A 17,471-nucleotide genomic window follows, 5' to 3' on the forward strand; every position below is an offset into this window, starting at 1 on the left:
CTGAAGGCAATGAGCACAGTGTGGAGAAACCTCCGCCGCTGCTGCCGGCCGTCCAGCGATATGATCGTAGCATCGAAGACGTCGCCCGCGACAAGGCGATGCCGACATTTGATCGGCAGTGGCAGGACGTGGAAATGGTTGCCCGGATGGCGTTCAACAATCCGATTGCCATCGTGGCCAGCCTGCGCCTGGCCATCATCGAACAGAGCGCTGACGCCGAGCGGCTGGCGAAGGTACTTGCCGAACGGCCGGAGCACTTTGGTAGTCTACGCGGCAGGACCGGAATGTTCGGAGACAACCGTGAGCGGAAGGAGGCGCGGCGCCTCGCTCGGGCCGTCGCCTCTCATGTCGCGTCAGCCGGTGCGACCTGGCAACGGTGCCTCTCCGAAGAACGCGGCGCCGAACAGTGGCGACGTGACAAGCGTGACGTGGTCGAGGTTCCGGATCTCACGCCGCGAAGTGCCGCCCTGTTGCACCAGCTCGTCCAGACTGCCGAACGGAGCAGGTTTATCGAACAGCTTGGCGGCACCGCCGAGGGACGACAGGCGCTCGACGAGGCCAGGCAGATCACATCTGCCTTCGAGAGACGGTTCGGCCGGTCCGATCCTCGGGACCACCATCTCCGCCATGAGTTCGAGCGACTGGGACCGGAGCTTGCCGGTAAGCTTGACCGTATCAAGAGTGTCGCCCGCCTCGTCGATCGCGCGCACCACGCCGAACTGAGCCAGCAGCTGGAGCCAAAACGATCACTCAGGCGCGGCCTGGGTCTGCAGCGATAAGGCCGCTCGGTCAAAGAACGCACTGGGCGCAGGATCATCGCTTGTCAGGAAGGTCTGAATGCTTGCCCGCTGACTCATGACCGCGCGCCTCGTTTGTCGGGCAAGCCCGGCAGGGCTAACGAGCTCGCCGGGACACGCGGGCGCCTCCGCCGAAACCAAGGGGCATTTCTGTCCGGGACCTCCACATCGACATCCGGAAGGTGACGTTTCGCCGATGGCTCAGCCCTCCGATCGGGGCAATCCCGATCGTTCATTATCGGAATGCTAATTCGCACTCGTCAGCGGGTGCTCGACCGTTGGCCTGATGTAACACATTGCCGCGCGAAGGAGCGAATTGCAGCAGCTCATCGAGTCCCTAAAGAAAGATTTAGCTTCGCTTCCGCTTCCGCGTATTCTCTCTGTTTGTCGGTGATGTAATCTCGAACGATCGGGGCTGCGTCACGGGAACGCGACAGCTGCATATGGAAAACGAGTTGACTGCCGGTCCGGAACATCATCTCCGCGCTGATGAGGTAGAATTCCCACATGCGCGCGAAGCGGTCATCGTAAAGTGCCACGACCTTGTCGCGGTTACGCTCGAAACGCTCGGTCCAATGAGCGAGGGTTTTTGCGTAGTGAATACGCAGGAATTCCAGATCAGTTACCCAAAGACTATTCTGCTCGACAACGGCGAAGACTTCGGAGAGGGCCGGTGAATAGGCCCCTGGAAAAATGTATTTCCGCAGCCACGCGCTGGCCATTCCCGGTGGGCTCATGTGGCCAATCGAATGCAGCACTGTCAGGCCGTCGTCCGGCATCAGCGCATTCAGCTTCTTGAAGAATTCGTCGTAGTGGTGGACGCCGACATGTTCGAACATACCGACGGAAACAATGCGGTCGAACTGTCCTTCGACATCCCGATAGTCCTTGAGCTCGAAACGGACGCGGCCGGCAAGCCCTGCGTTTCTGGCACGTTCGGAGGCAAGCACCTGTTGCTCCTTCGAAAGCGTCACGCCGAGAACTTCCACATCCTCCAGCGCTGCAAGATAGAGCGCAAGGTCGCCCCAACCGCAACCTATATCGAGTACCTTCATTCCGGGCTTTAGCTCAAGCTTGCTGGCGAGAAGCCTCAGCTTATTGCGTTGAGCCTGCTCCAGGGTCTCGCCAGGCTCCCTGAAATAAGCGCATGAATACAACATGTTATCATCGAGAAACAGTTTGTAGAATTCATTGCCGAGATCGTAATGGTGGGCGACATTCTGCTGGGCTTGCCCCTTGCGATTTGACTGCTGGCGCTTGCGGAACCGCATCTTTATTGCGCGCAGGACCTTCTGGATTGGATATGAGCCGAGTGACAGACGGTTTATGGAGAAGAGCGTCAGAAAATCCCGAAGAGTMGAGCCATCCTCGAACCGCATCGTTCCGTCCATATAGGCCTCGCCGGCGGCAAGCTCGGCGTTGAAAACCAATGTCCGGTAGAGCGTCTTGTCGGTCAGCCTCATCGTCACGCGTGGACCAGGCTCGCCTTCGAAAACATGGGGTTTGCCGTCGGCATCGATGACGGTTAGCCGACCCTTCCGTATGAACGATCTCATCATATGGGAAAGCGGAAACATGATCGCCTCGATTGCTTTCAGTGTCGGACCTTCGACTCGTGTATACTCATCTTATAGTTTGCGATTCGCAAGTCGCGCGTGCGTTATCGATATCGGCGCGTTTATGTCAGGAGGGAAGCGCAACAGCCCCTGTCATTCGATCATGCCATTCAAACACAATAGCGCCTACGTCATCGTATTGAGAAATTGAACTTCAGGGTAACGAACTGGCTGCGATAATAACGTGATCGCTTGGCGATGTTGCGATTGAGCTCGTGGCGAAAGCCTCCTGGCGCTGGCGGCTTAGCGATTCACCCGGGGGCGCATTCGCCACGCATTGAAAGAAGCATGCTTGCACCTTTTCGACTTTGAACATTTGACTAAATGTTTCGCCTCAGGTCTGCCAGTCATCGCCTGTCACGTGCGCGCCTTGAGTGGCAGGGCTATCGGCAAGCGCGTAGGCATGGATGTAGTCTATTTGAAGATCGGCGCCGTTCGGTAAGCCATCGCTTGGTGATCCTGCGCTGCCGCCGATGGCCAGATTGACCAGCATATACATTGGGCCATGCATGTCGGCTGGCGTGTCTGCGTGTGCCACGGCCACGTCATCGAAATACCAGACGATCTGATCCTGGTCCCAGAGTACGCCGTACTTATGAAACCCCTCGGTGCTGGCGACCTTGACCGCAGTCGATTCCATCACATGGGATCCGGCTTCCTGACTGTGGACCGTGACATTCACGGTGTTTGGGTCCTGGCCCCGCATCTCCACGATGTCGAGTTCCGGCGGCCAGGATCCGTCTTCAGGCAGTAGCCAAAACGCGGGCCAAGCTCCCTGCTGTGTCGGCATGTCGGCGCGAATCTCGAAATAGCCGTAGGTCTGCGCAAACGATGAATGGGTCGTGAGTATGCCCGACGTGTAGTCGTAGCCGTCGATCTGTGGTTCGAGCGCTGCAGGCGTCCGGCTCGCCGTAATGGTCAGGACGCCGTCGTCAACCGAAAATGGGTTGACCGCCGAAGTCGCGGCGTAAGAAGGGTTGATATACCATTGCTGCTCACCATTCCCAGGAAGCGTGCTGCCCTTTTCGGGCGCCCACCAGAATTTAGTGTCCCAGGTGCCCTGGTCGCCATTGCGAACAGACAGACTGTTGAATTCATCTGCAAATGTGAGCGTCAGCTTGGACCGATCGAGTGTCAGCTGAAACTGATCGGCGTGGAGATCGGCGGCTGTGCTATTCGCAAAGACAAGGCTTTCACCACCCCCGAGATCCAGCCGCAGATTGTTGCCCTCCTGCGTCGAATGGCTGAGGACCTGATTAAAGGTGGTCAGGCCATAGCCGTTGAGACGGATCGTGTCGTCGCTGCTGAAATCGACGATGAGGTCGCTGCCATTGCCATGCGTGAAGATGAACGTATCGGCGCCGCCGCCACCAATGAGGACATCATTTCCTGCTCCGCCATCGATGGTCTGGCTCCCAGATGCGCCCGAGATGATGTTGTCGCCATGATTGCCGAACGCATAGCGGCCGTTGCCCGTAACGGTCAGGTTCTCGAAGTTCTCGGGCAGGGTATAGCTCATCCACGTGTTGATGGTGTCAGTGCCTGCGCCCGGCGCCTCGACGGCGCGGTTGATGCTGGAGTAGAGGTAGTAGATATCGTCGCCCGTTCCACCCTGCATCGTGACATTGACTGAGCTGTCACCCCAGATGGAATCATTGCCAGCGGTACCATTCAGCACCGGCCCCGAACCGGTTGCCGAGAACCAGGCGCTTGATCCGCCACTGTAGAAAAGGCTTTTACCAACGGCGTTTTGAATCGACTGCGGCATGGTCAGCTCCTTTTTTGCCTCCCCACCTGAAGGCTATCATCGTGAATAGTGTGGCGGCACCCTCAAGGGTCAGATGTCCGACTGAGGCACCCGGTTCTCCCATCAATCTCAATGGGAGTATTAACAATCATTCCCGTTGGCATCGCCTGTGCCAGTGCGGGCATCCGTCGTCAAAACAGCTTCTACTCCTCCCTGAACGCTCGGGCAGACTGGTCCATGAACGGCTTTGCGAGGTAGGCGAGGGCGGTTCGCTCACCCGTTTCGATAAATGCTTCTACGGGCATGCCAGCGAGGGGCGCCAACTTTCCAAGCCGCTGCCATTCTGGCGCGGGCACATGAATTCGGACACCGTAGTAGCTTTGGCCGGTGCGTTGATCGGCGGTAAGATCTGCCGTCACGCTGGCGACGCGGCCGGTCAGTTCCGGCGTGGTGCGCTGATTGAAGGCGGAGAACCGCAGCGTCACCTTTTGGCCCACGGTCACCTGGTCGATGTCCTGAGGCGACAATCTCACCTCCGGGGTCAAGGCATCGTCGTCGGGCACGATCTGCATGATCGCTTCGCCGGGCGCAACTACAGCACCCGGAGCATGAACCGCCAACTGATGGACCACGCCCGCCTGCGGCGCACGAATGTCGACGCGCTTCAGTTCATCCTGAGCAGCGACAAGTCGCTCCGAGTATTCTCCGATGTCACCTTGTGCCTGCCGTAGCTGTTCCGACACTTCACTGCGCCGATCATCGCCGACTTGAATCATCTGCAATTCAGTCTCGGCAATTTTCCCCCTCACTTCAGCCGCTGACGCGACCAACCTGCCTAACTCGCCTCTCGAGTCAGCTGCGTCGCGCTGGAGAGCATAAACGCGGGTAGCGGGAATGATGCCCTGGCTCAGGAGCGGCTGAAGACTTGCAAGCTCCAGGCCGATGATATCGATCGCCTGACGCTTTCCCTCCTGCTGCGAAATCAAACCGTCGGCTTCTTGGTCGAGCTGGCGCACACGCTCCTTCAACTGCGCCTCACGGCCACGGATCGAAGATCTGCGGTCGTCAAACAGCCTGCGTTCCCCATCCATGAGTGCGGCGCGTTCATCAGCGTCTGCTCGACCTACCACTGCGGGAAATTCGAGTGTCTCGCGGCCATCGCGTTCAGCCGTCAGTCGCGCAGCCCGTGCCGCAAGCTGCCTCAGTCTCCGAGAGACAATGGCAAGCGTTGCGCGGGTTTGGGTGTCATCGAGATGAACCAAGACCTGTCCTGGCTCGACGCGGTCGCCATTGAGAACGAAGACATGATCGACGGTACCGCCTTTTTGATGCTGAACCGGCTTTACGTAGCTGTCGACAACGAGCGTGCCAGTGGCAATCACGGCGCCGTTCAAATGGATAGTCGCCGCAAGACTGCCGAGAACGCCAACGAGAACCAAGATGACGGAGAGGGCAACCAGTGTCAGCCGCCTGATTGCACGTTCCGCGGGCAGGGCACCTTTTTCCATCATTGCGCCGCCGCTTCCTGGGTGGGATGACGAAGGCGGGGGGAGAAGGACACGGTTGTGGACGGCGGAGTGGCCTTGTTGAGAACATCGTCCTTTGAGCCAAAGGCCTGTTTCTGGCCATGTGAAAGAACCAACACCTTGCTGACGCTCGCCAGGGCGCTTGGCCTGTGAGCCACGACGATCGTCATGCCTCCGCGCTTGCTGACGCTGAGGATCGCGCCCGCGAGTGCCGCGTCTCCTTCGGCGTCAAGATTGGCGTTCGGTTCGTCGAGGACCACCAGGAAAGGCTCACCGTAGAGTGCTCGCGCCAGTGCAACACGTTGTCTCTGGCCAGCTGACAAATGAGCGCCCTGTTCGCCGATTCTCGTATCGAAACCATCAGGAAACTGCACGATCATGTCATAGATGCCCGCTGCGCGAGCCGCGGCGATGACCATGTCCGGCGAAGCCGTGCGGTCAAACCGTGCGATATTCTCGGCAATCGAGCCGTCGAACAGGCCAATCTCCTGCGGAAGATAGCCGATATGCCTGCCGAGTTCCTCCGGAACCCATTGCGACAGGTTCGCGCCGTCGAGGCGGATCGCACCAGCAAGCGGCGTCCAGAGCCCGACAAGTCCTCGTGCCAGCGAGGATTTTCCCGATGCGCTTGGACCAATCACACCAATCGCTTCGCCAGCTTTGACTTCGAACGATACACCACGGACGATCGGAGTCGGCGACCCGGGTGCGGCAAGATAGAGGTTCTCCACCCTGAGGCCGACGCTGGGCCTGGGAAGACGAATTTCCGGTTTGTCAGTGTTGGTTTTCCCGCTGAGGTTGATAAGACGCGACCAACTCTGGCGCGCCGCAGTAAATCCTCGCCACTGCCCGATTGCAAGCTCGACCGGGGCGAGTGCACGGCTGACCAGGATGGAACTCGCAATCATGATGCCACCGGTCGCCTCCTGGCGGATGACGAGCATGGCGCCCACCGCCAATACACCCGATTGCAGCATGAGCCGGACGATCCGGGACAGGGTCGTAAGCGCCGCAGTGACGCTCGTTGCCCGAAGGTGGTTTTGCCGGTACCGCGCATTGATCTCCACCCACCGATCTCCCAACCGGTGAGCGAACCCCATGGAGGCGACCGCTTCGGCATTGCGCCGCGTTGCCTCTGCAAGAGCCGTTCGCTCGATGCCAATTTTGGCGGCTTCTCGTGCAGGCGCTTTCGATTTTATGTCTGCGAGCACAGTCAGTCCAACAAGAAGCACGGCACCCGTCAGTGCTGTGATCCCTATCCATACATGGAAGAAGAAGCATAGGCCGAGATAGAAAGGCATCCAGGGTAGATCAAAGAGTGCCGTCGGGCCCGGTCCGGAGAGGAAGCCTCGCACAGTATCTATATCCCGCAGCGACTGGAGGCTGTTGTCTTGGCCCTGCCTGCGCGACGGCGCTGCGACGAGTGATCGAAACACCACTTGACTGAAACGCTCGTCAACGGATTGGCCAATGCGAGCAAGGAGAAGGGCGCGGATAAGCTCCAGAATGCCCTGAAAGGCGAAGAGGGTTGCCGTAATCATGATCAATCCGGTCAGCGTCGGCAAGCTGCGGGCGGGAATGACCCGATCATACACCTGCAGCATGAAAAACGAGCCGGTGAGCGCGAGAACGTTTACGAAGCCACTTGTCGTCGCGACGCCGAGAAGCGCGCTACGCAAAGATGAAACGGCTGCAAGCAGGAAGGATGGGGATCGATTGGGATGGGATTGGGACAACGTGCCTCTCAGTAGGTCGTGTCGGGTTGTGCAGACAATGGGCCAGATTGTTCGCGTCGGCCAACCCCGAGTGCGAGGGTTCTTGGGAGTTCTGCCCGGTTTATGCCTTTCAGCATTAACAAACGCTTTCCGCGCGACACCGATCCGTGCCGGCTTGAAGCACGCCGGGACAGCAAACGCGTGACAGAGCGCAGCGTTTTGACGAGGGGCCATGAAAGCATCAAACGGTTGTTAGTGGCCGCGCCTGGGTGAGCGTTGTGATCGACGTCGAACGGGCCACGCGCCATGCTGATCGCCACCGAAATGTCGCGCGACGTTGGAAGTCACCCGTTTGCTAGCACAGCGATGATTCGCGCACGGGATGCCAAGTGTGACTAAACAGGCCGAAGTCCGATGCTTCATCGCGGACCGACACTAGGGTGGGTCCAAAGGGACAACCTGTTGCTTATGCCGAGCAGATCGACCCCTTGCTTGAGCGTTCAAGAGCGTTCAAGCTGAGTCTGCCTTTGCTTGCACCGCTAGATTTTGCGCTGGCTGCGATCACGATCAGTCCAATGAACGACTTCACCTTTAATCAGGATGAGGAAGTTTTCGTTGTCGAGGCGACTGACGACTTCGCCATCCTCGGTGATGTAGTCGGCCTTGGGTATCGCATTGCGTTGAAATGAATCCGATTCCCTTATCTGTTCAATGATGACGCAGTTTTTGCCGGCATCGCCTTCGCAACGAAAACGCTTGGTCTCTTTGTAGCGCAAGATTTTAGCCCTCCGTTTCGATGACTAAGTTTGGGCGAATGGGGACAGAATTCAAGACGGCAAAACTAGGTAATTCCTAAAGGGTCCCAGACGGATCTTGTCAGCTGTATGATCCCCGGGGTGAATAGCTCTTTCCTCCCAAAGGGCAGTTCGCGAAGCGTTCGAGCGGCCGTGATTCCGGCCAGAAATTCGCGGCATTAGGTAGCAAAGACCACCAAAAACGGGTTACGCATGTGAATTAGAACAGAAACCAGCAAACTTCCGGAAATGCCGCTGACGTTGGTCACGCTCGTGGCGTTGCATGTGAGCCGTCATCGCGCTTAGTCCGGAAAGCGGACAAAGCCGACGCTGGCTTTAGGTAAAATCTCGACGGTTCGTCGGCATGCAAAGGATCGCTTATTTGCGGCCAACCAGCAAGGGGCCGGCGGAAGGCGACAAGAACTCTTTGCTCCATCCGCCATCGCTTCAGTTGTCGAATACAATTATCCTGTTTGGCGCTCACGCCGAACGCTACAGTCTAGCTTAGCTAGGTCTGGATCTTTCCGGTTTCGATTACGAAAGGTGTCGGATAAAGACGTCACGTCAGAGTGCCGGTCAGGCTGGTTGCGTCGCGAAAACCTCAGAGCTGCGAACCGATAGGGAGAATCGCATAAAATCCCGCCACGAATTGATCCCAGGGCGAACCCGTCGGCTCATGATAATAGATCCGCTGCGTCCCGTCCGGCTCGGTCTCCGTCCACGAGATCCGCTTGTACTTGTCCAGCCTTACGGCAAAGGTTTCTTCTCTTAAAACGCCTCTTAGAGCATTCGACGTCTTCCTGGTAAATTCAGGCGAGTCGATCAGAATGCCCATTTCCGTATTGATATTCACCGACCGCGGGTCCCAGTTGAACGAGCCGACGAACAGGTAACGATCGTCGATGGTAAACGCCTTGGCATGCAGACCCGATCGCGATTCACCCCAATTGACGCCGCGCCGCGCTTCTTGATCCGCGTCAGGCCGAAGTTCGTAGAGGTGGACTCCACCTTCCAGAAGAGCCCGCCGGTCCTTTGCATAATGCGCATAGACGGGTTTCACGTCGTTCGATGCCAGCGAATTGGTTACAACCAACACCTCGACGCCCCGCGCCTCAAGTTCCCGCAACCACTCTGTGCCGCGTTTGCCTGGCACGAAATATGCGGAGATGATCTCAATCTTTGATGTTGCATCGGCGAAATACTTTGACAGTTGAGAGGCAAGAATCTCGTCTTCATTGTCTTCACCGGCCGCTTTTGAAGGGGGGTCCGAGTACATTTTGGCGGGAACCCACGCGAGCTTCAGCGTCGATGGCGTTAGATTCTGCTTCGCAGCCGCACGCACGACGCTGGCATATTCCGTCTCTCGGGCATCCCCGATGATCTCGTCAAGGCGATGGCGCGCTTCGTCGAGACTGAACCCCTCTGGTGCGCCAACGACGGCGCGCGCAGGCACTGCAAACTTGCTGTTCCAGTATTCATCAAAGTTTGTCGAGACTTCGTCGACAACGGGTCCAGCAACCAGCACATCGAGATCCGAATAGTTCAATTCCCTCTTGGCCAGGAAATACTCATCGCCGATATTGCGGCCACCGACGATCGACATGGCATTATCGGCGGTCATCGACTTGTTGTGCATCCGGCGGTTGATCCGCTTGAAGTCGGTGAGGCCGGCCGCGAGACGGCTCTGATCCCGCCAGAACGGGTTAAAGAGCCGGATTTCGATGTTTTTATGCGAGTCCAGAGCCGCAGTCACGGCGTCATAGCTCTTAGTGTCCATGTCATCGAGCAATAGCCGCACCCGCACACCCCGATCCGCGGCTTGCAGCAAGCTCCACGCAAAGATTTTTCCGGTAGGATCATTGTGCAGAAGGTAATACTGCGCATCGATCGTCTGTTCGGCGGCCGCTGCAAGCGCCAAGCGCGCCGCCAGCGCTTCTTCTCCGTTGCCGATCAGCCTGACCCCGGAGCGACCGTCCCTAGGGTCACCAAGCCTTTGGACAGCTTGTGTCAGCCGCGTGCTTGTTGGCTGCGCGGGCGAATATGACGCTGTTTGCTTGAATGTTCGCACGGTGTGCGAACAGGCGGCGAGAAGAAACAAAGAAAGCAATGCGGCCGAGATAAATGGTTTCATACTACGCCCCATCCAGAATGCTCCACGCCACCGTCCCGTCGCGACTCGCCAATCGAGAGTTTGGCTGTGTCGCGCAGTTTGCCGCTAGTACAGGCATGCTCTCACGTTTTGAGCTTGAGCACCATTTCCGGAGTGACATCGTCCACGAAAACTCATTGTCGCTCTGGGCCCGGAAGTTGCCAAGGAGCCGCTTTCGCTTCGCGCTATTAGCGGTCATCGCAGATCTTCATCGATCTCTCCACTCCTTGACGTTTTCCCCGGAAACAGGGTTCGGACGCGAAGAAACTGCGGACCGCCCGGCGACAATAGCCTCCATGACGCGACAGTCCGAAGTGTTTTCGTGCACCACTGGAAATGCTGTTGTTGCTATCCACAGCGACCGCTTCAAGTCCGTCAGTCATCTCCTGCCAGAAAGCGCATTGTGTTCACCAAATGGGAAATGATAGATGCCTCGACCAAAGAGTCGGGAGACAAAACGAGCGATGGACGCCATAGGCTTGGAGATACGTCACGATGGTCATTCTACGCGACTGAAATGGCATCGGTTGCGCCGCCAAATGCGCGACCCGCTGTTTTCGCGGGAGGTTATGACGGCAGGTTTCGATGAAGGTGCATCAATGGAACTCGATCTGCGCGTTCGCGCAGATGGGGGGTTCGTCGTGCTGCACGATGCCGAGCTTCAGGGCGAGACGACTGGAACAGGACCGATCGCAGCGACTACGGTCGATGAGTTGCTCCCAATCTGCATGCAGCAGGGCGGACGGCCCCTTATCCTCAGCGAAGACCTGTCTGCCATGATGCAAAGCACACATCCGCAAGCTCTTTTGCAGTTCGACATGAAGGACGATTATGCAACGATCGGCGAGAAGGGGATTGCGCATCTCACGGCGCATTTCACCAACGTCGCCGCGTCGATCATTGTCAGTGGAGCCTGCCTCGACCTTATCGCCGCAGTCAAGGAGCGTCTGTCGCATCTGAAACGTGGTATCGACCCGACCGACAAATTGATTGATATCTATCGGCAAGACGGGCTGGCTGCCGTCGAGCGCGAACTATTGGTCGACTTGCGCGGACCCACGGAACCGAACACGGTCTATCTTCACTGGCCGCTAATCCTGCGCGCCAAGCGTGACGGTCTCGACATGATCGGCCTCTGCAGGGCCGAAGGGCGGCTCGTCGATGCCTGGACCTTTACGTTGAAGAACCCCGAGGCCGGTTTCGATGACGAGGAATGGACGAATTTCTCGGCCTTGATGGCGTTGAAGCCTGATCAGGTGACCACTGACGAAGCCCCGGCGACAGAGCGTGCCTGGGCACGGCGCGTGGCGGGCTAGTCAGCCGCCAGCGGCTTCAGGCCCTCTATCTCCAGGATGAACTCGAACTCCCGGGCAAGCGCCGGCGAAAAGGCGACGACCGGACCACCATCGGAGAGAAGGGTGGTCAGCTCGGGCATCGCGACCTTCGCGCCCGCTTCATAAGCGATCAGTGCGCCAGCCAGCATATCCCACGCATTCAGATGCCGTTCATAGTAGAGATCAGCTGCGCCCTCAGCCACGCGCAGGAGGTCGATTGCGGCCGCGCCCATGCGGCGATAGTCCATGCCGCGCTCATACAGGCGGCGGGACAGGGAAAGATGCTCCTCGAAACTTGTCTTGCGCGAATGGCCAAGGATGCACATGGCATTGGTAGGATCGCTGGTGGCCGCAGCATGGACGGCCACACCCTCGCGGAAGGCTCCTTTCCCACGGACCGCGGACACAACCGAGTCCTTGGCGGCATCGTAAACAACACCGACTTCCAGGCGGCCCTCGGCGCAGAAAGCGATTGACACGCCCCAGTGGCGGAAACCGCGGATGTAGTTCGTCGTGCCATCGATCGGGTCGACGACCCAGGTTCCGGCGCCGCCGGAACTTCCGCCTGTTTCCTCGCCCATAAAGGTGTCCCGCGGAAATAGCGAAAGCAGTCCGTCGCGAATGGCCTGCTCGGCATTGCGGTCGGCGACAGTGACAAAATCCTGCAAGCCTTTGTTCTCGACTTTCAATCCCGCACCCATCTCTGTGCGGAAACGAGCCGCCTCGCGCCCAACGCGGCGGGCGATATCAGTCGCGGCCGCGGCGCGGTCATCAAGGGCAGCGGCATCGAATGCGGAACTCATCAGGCGGTCCTTCTCTTGATCAGTGAAACAGGTGTGAATTCCACACGCGCCCTCATGTCGGGCTCGGCCATCCGGCTGATCAGCAGGTCGATCGTCTGTTCGGCCTGGAGGTCACAAGGCTGGCGGATCGTGGTGAGCTCATAGGCGGCCCAGCTTGCCTGGGGAATGTCGTCATGGCCGACGACGCGGGTAGCAGGTGTGTCCTCACGGCTGCGACCGTGCATAAGTTGGTCGACGACCCCGCAGGCCATGTAGTCGTTTGCGCAGAACACCCCGTCAATCGCCATCGGACCAAGTTTGGATGCGATGTCATAGCCGCATGGATAGTCGTTCACGACAACAGTCAGCAACTGTGCTTCAACGCCGCGCTGGCGGCAGCGACTGAGGAAGGCATCGCTGCGGCGGCGGGCCGTATAGGAGACAGAAGGTGCTGCAATCACGGCCAGACGCCGGGCGCCGGCATCGATCAGATGATCGGCGGCCAGATGCCCGGCAGAACGGTCATCGGAGATGATGCGGTCGACAAACGGAATGTCGTCACCCTTGTTGATCAAAACGATCGGTACGCCTTCGGCGGCACACTGTTCACAGATTTCCGTCGGCGGGGCGTCCGATGTCACGATAACCCCCGACACCGCATAGTGCAGCAATTGGCCGATGACGGTCGAGGTATCCGCCTCCTTCGAGGTTGGCAGCAGGATCGGGCGGAAATTCCGGGAAATGAGGGTTCGCGCCAGATGCTCGATCTGCAGTGTGCGGAACGGATTGTCCAGCCCCGCCGCGACGACACCGACGAGGTCAGAGCGCTTGTTCGTCAGGCTGCGGGCAAGATAATTGACCCGGTATCCCAGCTCCTTTGCGGCTTGATATATCTTTTCGCGGGTCTTCGGAGAGACGCTCGCATCGGGCGTAAAAGCGCGCGAAACCGCCGCGCGCGACACGCCTGCCACGCGCGCGACATCGAACGACGTTACTCTGCGCGGTACCCTATCCTTGTCGGCCAAGATTTCGATCCCCACCCCGTGCCGTGCGCATCATGTCCGGCAGGTCCGTGCAGATGCCGAGCACCGGCAGTCTCATTATATCATCCAGTATCTCCCGTCGTTCCTCGTGCCACAGTACGATTTCGCGGCCTTCTGCGAAGGCGCGATCCGTCAGTGCCGGGGTGACCAGATCCTGCGGCCGGTCGCCGCCCCGCTCCCAGCAAAGATGCAGGATATCTGCAAGTGCCTCGTCGCCCATGGCGTGCGGATCTTGACCGACGCGGACAAGCACTGAGAGCGGATAGTCGCAGCCAGCCACGCGAAGCTCGCGGATCTGTGCGGTGTCGAAGGAGCCGAGACAGGCGAAATGCTGGCCTTGCCCCTGTAGATGCTGCCAGCAGTGAAGTCCGCTTCCCGGCGCCTTCAGCTCGACATAGAGCCCGGTTCCGGTTTCCCGGGCGAGGGTGGCGACAGCCTCGAACGTTGGCACCTCCACACCCTCCAATCCAGCAAGTTCAGGTGCGGTCATTTCCGAGATCAGGCGGTCCACGCCGAATACGCGCTGGAGATGATCGTCATGGGAGACGACGACCACGCCGTCCTTCGTCATTTGCGTGTCGAGCTCCCACATTTCGGCTCCGAACTCCGTCGCCAGCCGGAAGGCGGCGAGAGTGTTTTCACGGGCATGGCCGCTGGCGCCTCGGTGGCCGATGCAGAAGGGAAGTTGGAGCTTGGCTGCCGGCCAGCGGAAGCGCTCGAAGAAGGCCGAAAAGTCCCGTTCCATCAGAGCCTCCGTCCGATTTCATCGAACACCAGCACATTGCGGCTGTCGATCGCCCATGTGACCTCGTCACCGATCCCGACGTCATGGCGCACCGGCTGGATGGATCGCAACAACGGGCCGCCCGCCAGGCGCACGTCATAGAGGTTTTCGCGCCCCTGGGTCTCCGCGAAGTTCACCGTGCCGCTCACGCGGACGTCACCCGTCGGATTATAGTGTTCCGGTCGTACGCCAAGCATCAGTTTTGCGCCTTCGCTGGCGTTGACCGAGACGGGCAACGGAACTTCGATCTGGCTCCCGGGAATGGAGAAGGCGCCTTTCGACACCACGCCGTGCAGGAAGGTGATTGGCGGATTGCCGAGAAAACCGGCGACGAAGGCGGTACGCGGATCGTTGTACATTTCCGCGGGCGTCGCGATCTGCACGATTTCGCCTTCCTTCATGATGGCAATGCGGTCACACATGCTCATGGCCTCCACCTGGTCGTGGGTCACGAGAATGGCGGTAATGCCCGTTTCGCGCTGGATGCGGCGTATTTCGGACCGCATTTCCAGCCGAAGCTTCGCGTCGAGGTTGGCGAGCGGCTCATCGAGAAGCAGGACGTCGGGCTTGCGGATGAGAGCGCGGGCGAGCGCCACGCGTTGCTGTTGCCCGCCGGAAAGCTCGGAGGGGCGGCGGCCCATCAGGTTGCCAATCTGCACGAGCCCCGTGATGAGCTCGACTTCCCGGCGAATATCGGCTGCGGCCATCCCCTTGACCTTCAAGGGGAAACCGATGTTTTCGGCCACCGTCATGTGCGGGTAAAGCGCGTAGGACTGGAAGACGACGCCGACATTGCGCGCCTGACTCGGAAGGTCGGTCACGTCGCGGTCGCCAAAAAGAATACGGCCGCCGGACGGACGGTGGATGCCGCAGACGGCGAAAAGCGTCGTCGATTTGCCGCAACCCGAGGGACCTAAGAGCGCCAGCATCTCGCCATGGGCCACTTCAAGGTTCATGTTCTCGATGACCTTCGTGGAGCCGAAGCTCTTCGAGAAATTGTCGAGGAGGATACGCATCAGCCCTTGCTCCCGCCGCCGTAGATATTCATCAGATATTTGTGAAAGAAAATGTAGAGCAGCAGGACGGGGATCACGTAGAACACGCCCACCGCCTTGAATGTGCCGAAGTTGAAATTGTTGTCGTCGGCGATCAGTCCCGAGAGATAGACCGAGAGCACCTGAACCTGGCCGCCCGGCGCTAGCACCTGCGGCAGGATGAATTCGCCCCAGCCCGAGAGGAAGGAGAAGAGCGCCAACGCCATGATCGCTGGGCGTACCTGCGGCAGCACCAGGCTGCGCCACACGCGAAAGCGCGAGGCGCCATCGACGATGCCGGCCATTTCAATCTCCCAGGGAACGGCGTCGTAGAAGCCCTTCATCAGCCAGATGCCGAGGGGCAGGTCGATCGCAGCCTTCACCAGAATGACGCCGACCAGGGAGTTATAGAGACCGACCATCTGAAGCACGATGAAGATTGCAATGATAAGCGTCACCGACGGGAAGGCGTGCAGCACCATAACGCCGGCGAGGAAGAAGCCGCGTGCGGGCACGTTCAACCGTGAGAGTACGTATCCGGCCATAGATGAGACGAGCAGCACGAGAGCCGTTGTGCTGGCTGTAAAGATCAACGTGTTCAGCGTCACCAGCCAGATGTTCGGCTTTCCGGGCAGCGTCTGCCAGAGAAAGGTCCAGTGACGAAAGGTGATCGAATCCGGGATCAGCGACGCAGGCTGCTTGTCGGTGATCGTGTCGATGAAGAGATAGACATACATCAGGACCAGCGGCAGACTGACGATCGTAAGCGCCAGGATAACCGGCCAGGTGCGATAGTTTGCAGAGGGTTGCGATTTCTCTGCCATGATCAATCCTCGATGAGTGGCCGCGCTACCAGCGTGGCGTAGTTGAAGACGCGCAGGTAGGCGAGCGACAGGATTATTCCGATCACCACGAGGACCAGTGCCATTGCGGCGCCAAGTCCGTATTCCAGATTGCCGGCGTAATTGTTGAGCGCCGTGTGATAGGCCGCAAGCGACCAGACCTCGGTCGCCTTCCCCGGTCCACCGCGGGTCGACAGCAGGATTTCGTTGAAGGAGGCAAGGAGCGACAGCGTCTGGTAGCAGGTGACGAAGAGGATCGGCCAGCGCATCTGCGGCAGGATGATGTAGCGGATTTGCTGCCAGCGACTGGCACCATCGACTTCGCTTGCAAAGAATTGGCTCTTGGGAATCGCTCTCAGTGCGGAGGAAAAGACCAGCATTCCCATGGAGGCGCCGATGAAGCCGTTGATCAGCACGACGAAGAACCAGGCGTGGTAGGCGCTGTCGAGGAGATAGTTCTTCGGTGGATAGCCGAATTTGCCCATCAATACGGAAATGAAGCCGGTATCCCAGGCAAGCCACTTCCACATCAGCACGTAGATGACGACCGGCGTAATGCGCGGCAGGAGCCAGACCGACCGGAAGATTGTCGCCGGCATGTTCGGCATGTAGTGCGTCCAGATCGCCAGGGCCATCGCATAGGTCGTATTGAACAGCACAAGTACCAGGGCGACATAGAGAAGCGTGTTGAAGAGAATCTGCGCCATATCCGGGGAGGAAACGATGCGCGAGAAATTCTCCGTGGTCCAGCTCCACCCCGTATAGGTTGCACTGGCAAGGCCTTCCTTCTGATCCGACGTCAATTTGAGGCCGAACTTGTCGAGCGAGGCGAAAAGCTCGTCCTTGCTCTCGAAACGAAGATTGGCCACGGAACGGTTGAACTGCTCCGAGATCTGCTTGACATCTCGGGTCGAGGGCCGGTTCTGCAAGTCCTTGATCATGCGTTCAGCCTCGCGACGCGAGGGGAAGACGTCGCCGAGGTGCTTTTCGCGCAGTTCCCTGGCGATGCCGGGTTCGAGCCCGAGAACTTCAACGCTCTTGATGCCTCCCTCATCGATTGCGTAGCGCGGTTCGGTCAGCTGCTGCACAACATCCGGCATTTCGCGCTTGAGCGCGTCTAGCGAGTTCGGTGCGATCTGATAGGCGCCGCCCGAAATGCCGGTGGCCGTCGTCATGTTCGTGAAGGAGAAGACGGCAGTCAGGACGACCGGCATCAAGAAGAACAGCAAGATCATGACTGCGGCAGGTGCAATCATCACGAGCCCGAGCGTTCTGGAGGTTCTCATCGAAAGTCTCCGCAAAGGATCC

General features: G+C 58.9%; 14 protein-coding genes. 2 read left to right on the forward strand and 12 right to left on the reverse strand.

Annotated features, from left to right (window positions below):
* On the forward strand, positions 1-779 hold a 779-nt coding region (locus tag AC1D2R_RS05110; RefSeq protein WP_477965415.1), incomplete at its 5' end, for a BID domain-containing protein.
* Positions 780-1,123: 344 nt separating this feature from the next.
* Here the strand turns inward: AC1D2R_RS05110 and AC1D2R_RS05115 are convergent.
* The 6 genes from AC1D2R_RS05115 to AC1D2R_RS05140 form a co-directional block, all read right to left on the reverse strand.
* On the reverse strand, positions 1,124-2,374 hold the full coding sequence (locus AC1D2R_RS05115) for a class I SAM-dependent methyltransferase (RefSeq protein ID WP_477965417.1): 1,251 nt from the start codon (positions 2,372-2,374) through the stop codon (positions 1,124-1,126).
* Between the two features lie 373 nt (positions 2,375-2,747).
* The gene (eglC, locus tag AC1D2R_RS05120) at positions 2,748-4,181 is read right to left on the reverse strand and encodes an endo-1,3-1,4-beta-glycanase EglC (RefSeq protein WP_477965419.1); all 1,434 of its coding nucleotides are present in this window, start codon (positions 4,179-4,181) and stop codon (positions 2,748-2,750) included.
* Positions 4,182-4,363: 182 nt separating this feature from the next.
* Positions 4,364-5,671 carry an HlyD family type I secretion periplasmic adaptor subunit gene (locus AC1D2R_RS05125; RefSeq protein ID WP_477965421.1) on the reverse strand — a complete coding sequence of 436 codons (1,308 nt, stop codon included), beginning with the start codon at positions 5,669-5,671 and terminating at the stop codon, positions 4,364-4,366.
* Positions 5,668-7,422, reverse strand: a complete 1,755-nt coding sequence (locus AC1D2R_RS05130) for a type I secretion system permease/ATPase (protein ID WP_477965423.1) — start codon at positions 7,420-7,422, stop codon at positions 5,668-5,670. The genes AC1D2R_RS05125 and AC1D2R_RS05130 overlap by 4 nt, the downstream gene beginning before the upstream one ends.
* A gap of 518 nt (positions 7,423-7,940) precedes the next feature.
* The gene (locus AC1D2R_RS05135; RefSeq protein ID WP_477965425.1) at positions 7,941-8,177 is read right to left on the reverse strand and encodes a hypothetical protein; all 237 of its coding nucleotides are present in this window, start codon (positions 8,175-8,177) and stop codon (positions 7,941-7,943) included.
* A gap of 619 nt (positions 8,178-8,796) precedes the next feature.
* Positions 8,797-10,326 carry a phospholipase D family protein gene (locus AC1D2R_RS05140; protein WP_477965427.1) on the reverse strand — a complete coding sequence of 510 codons (1,530 nt, stop codon included), beginning with the start codon at positions 10,324-10,326 and terminating at the stop codon, positions 8,797-8,799.
* Between the two features lie 446 nt (positions 10,327-10,772).
* Between AC1D2R_RS05140 and AC1D2R_RS05145 the strand changes: the two genes are divergently transcribed.
* On the forward strand, positions 10,773-11,660 hold the full coding sequence (locus AC1D2R_RS05145; RefSeq protein WP_477965429.1) for a glycerophosphodiester phosphodiesterase: 888 nt from the start codon (positions 10,773-10,775) through the stop codon (positions 11,658-11,660).
* Here the strand turns inward: AC1D2R_RS05145 and AC1D2R_RS05150 are convergent.
* Genes AC1D2R_RS05150 through AC1D2R_RS05175 form a run of 6 tightly spaced genes read right to left on the reverse strand, consistent with a single transcriptional unit; the run spans position 11,657 to position 17,449 of the window.
* Entirely contained in the window at positions 11,657-12,481 is an 825-nt protein-coding gene (locus tag AC1D2R_RS05150) for an inositol monophosphatase family protein (RefSeq protein WP_477965431.1), read from the reverse strand. The two genes, AC1D2R_RS05145 and AC1D2R_RS05150, sit on opposite strands and share 4 nt — an antisense overlap.
* Positions 12,481-13,485 (reverse strand): LacI family DNA-binding transcriptional regulator, encoded by a 1,005-nt coding sequence (locus tag AC1D2R_RS05155; RefSeq protein WP_477965433.1) that lies wholly within the window; start codon positions 13,483-13,485, stop codon positions 12,481-12,483. Before AC1D2R_RS05155 ends, AC1D2R_RS05150 begins: the two co-directional genes overlap by 1 nt.
* A complete protein-coding gene (locus tag AC1D2R_RS05160) occupies positions 13,469-14,248 on the reverse strand; it encodes a glycerophosphodiester phosphodiesterase (RefSeq protein WP_477965434.1) in 780 nt (259 codons plus the stop codon). The genes AC1D2R_RS05155 and AC1D2R_RS05160 overlap by 17 nt, the downstream gene beginning before the upstream one ends.
* A complete protein-coding gene (locus AC1D2R_RS05165) occupies positions 14,248-15,303 on the reverse strand; it encodes an ABC transporter ATP-binding protein (protein WP_477965436.1) in 1,056 nt (351 codons plus the stop codon). Before AC1D2R_RS05165 ends, AC1D2R_RS05160 begins: the two co-directional genes overlap by 1 nt.
* On the reverse strand, positions 15,303-16,145 hold the full coding sequence (locus AC1D2R_RS05170; RefSeq protein WP_477965438.1) for a carbohydrate ABC transporter permease: 843 nt from the start codon (positions 16,143-16,145) through the stop codon (positions 15,303-15,305). The genes AC1D2R_RS05165 and AC1D2R_RS05170 overlap by 1 nt, the downstream gene beginning before the upstream one ends.
* A gap of 2 nt (positions 16,146-16,147) precedes the next feature.
* Positions 16,148-17,449, reverse strand: coding sequence for a carbohydrate ABC transporter permease (locus tag AC1D2R_RS05175; RefSeq protein WP_477965440.1), 1,302 nt, complete (start codon positions 17,447-17,449; stop codon positions 16,148-16,150).
* Positions 17,450-17,471: the final 22 nt, after the last annotated feature.

It is taken from the genome of Rhizobium sp. P1_C7 (genome assembly GCF_056406295.1).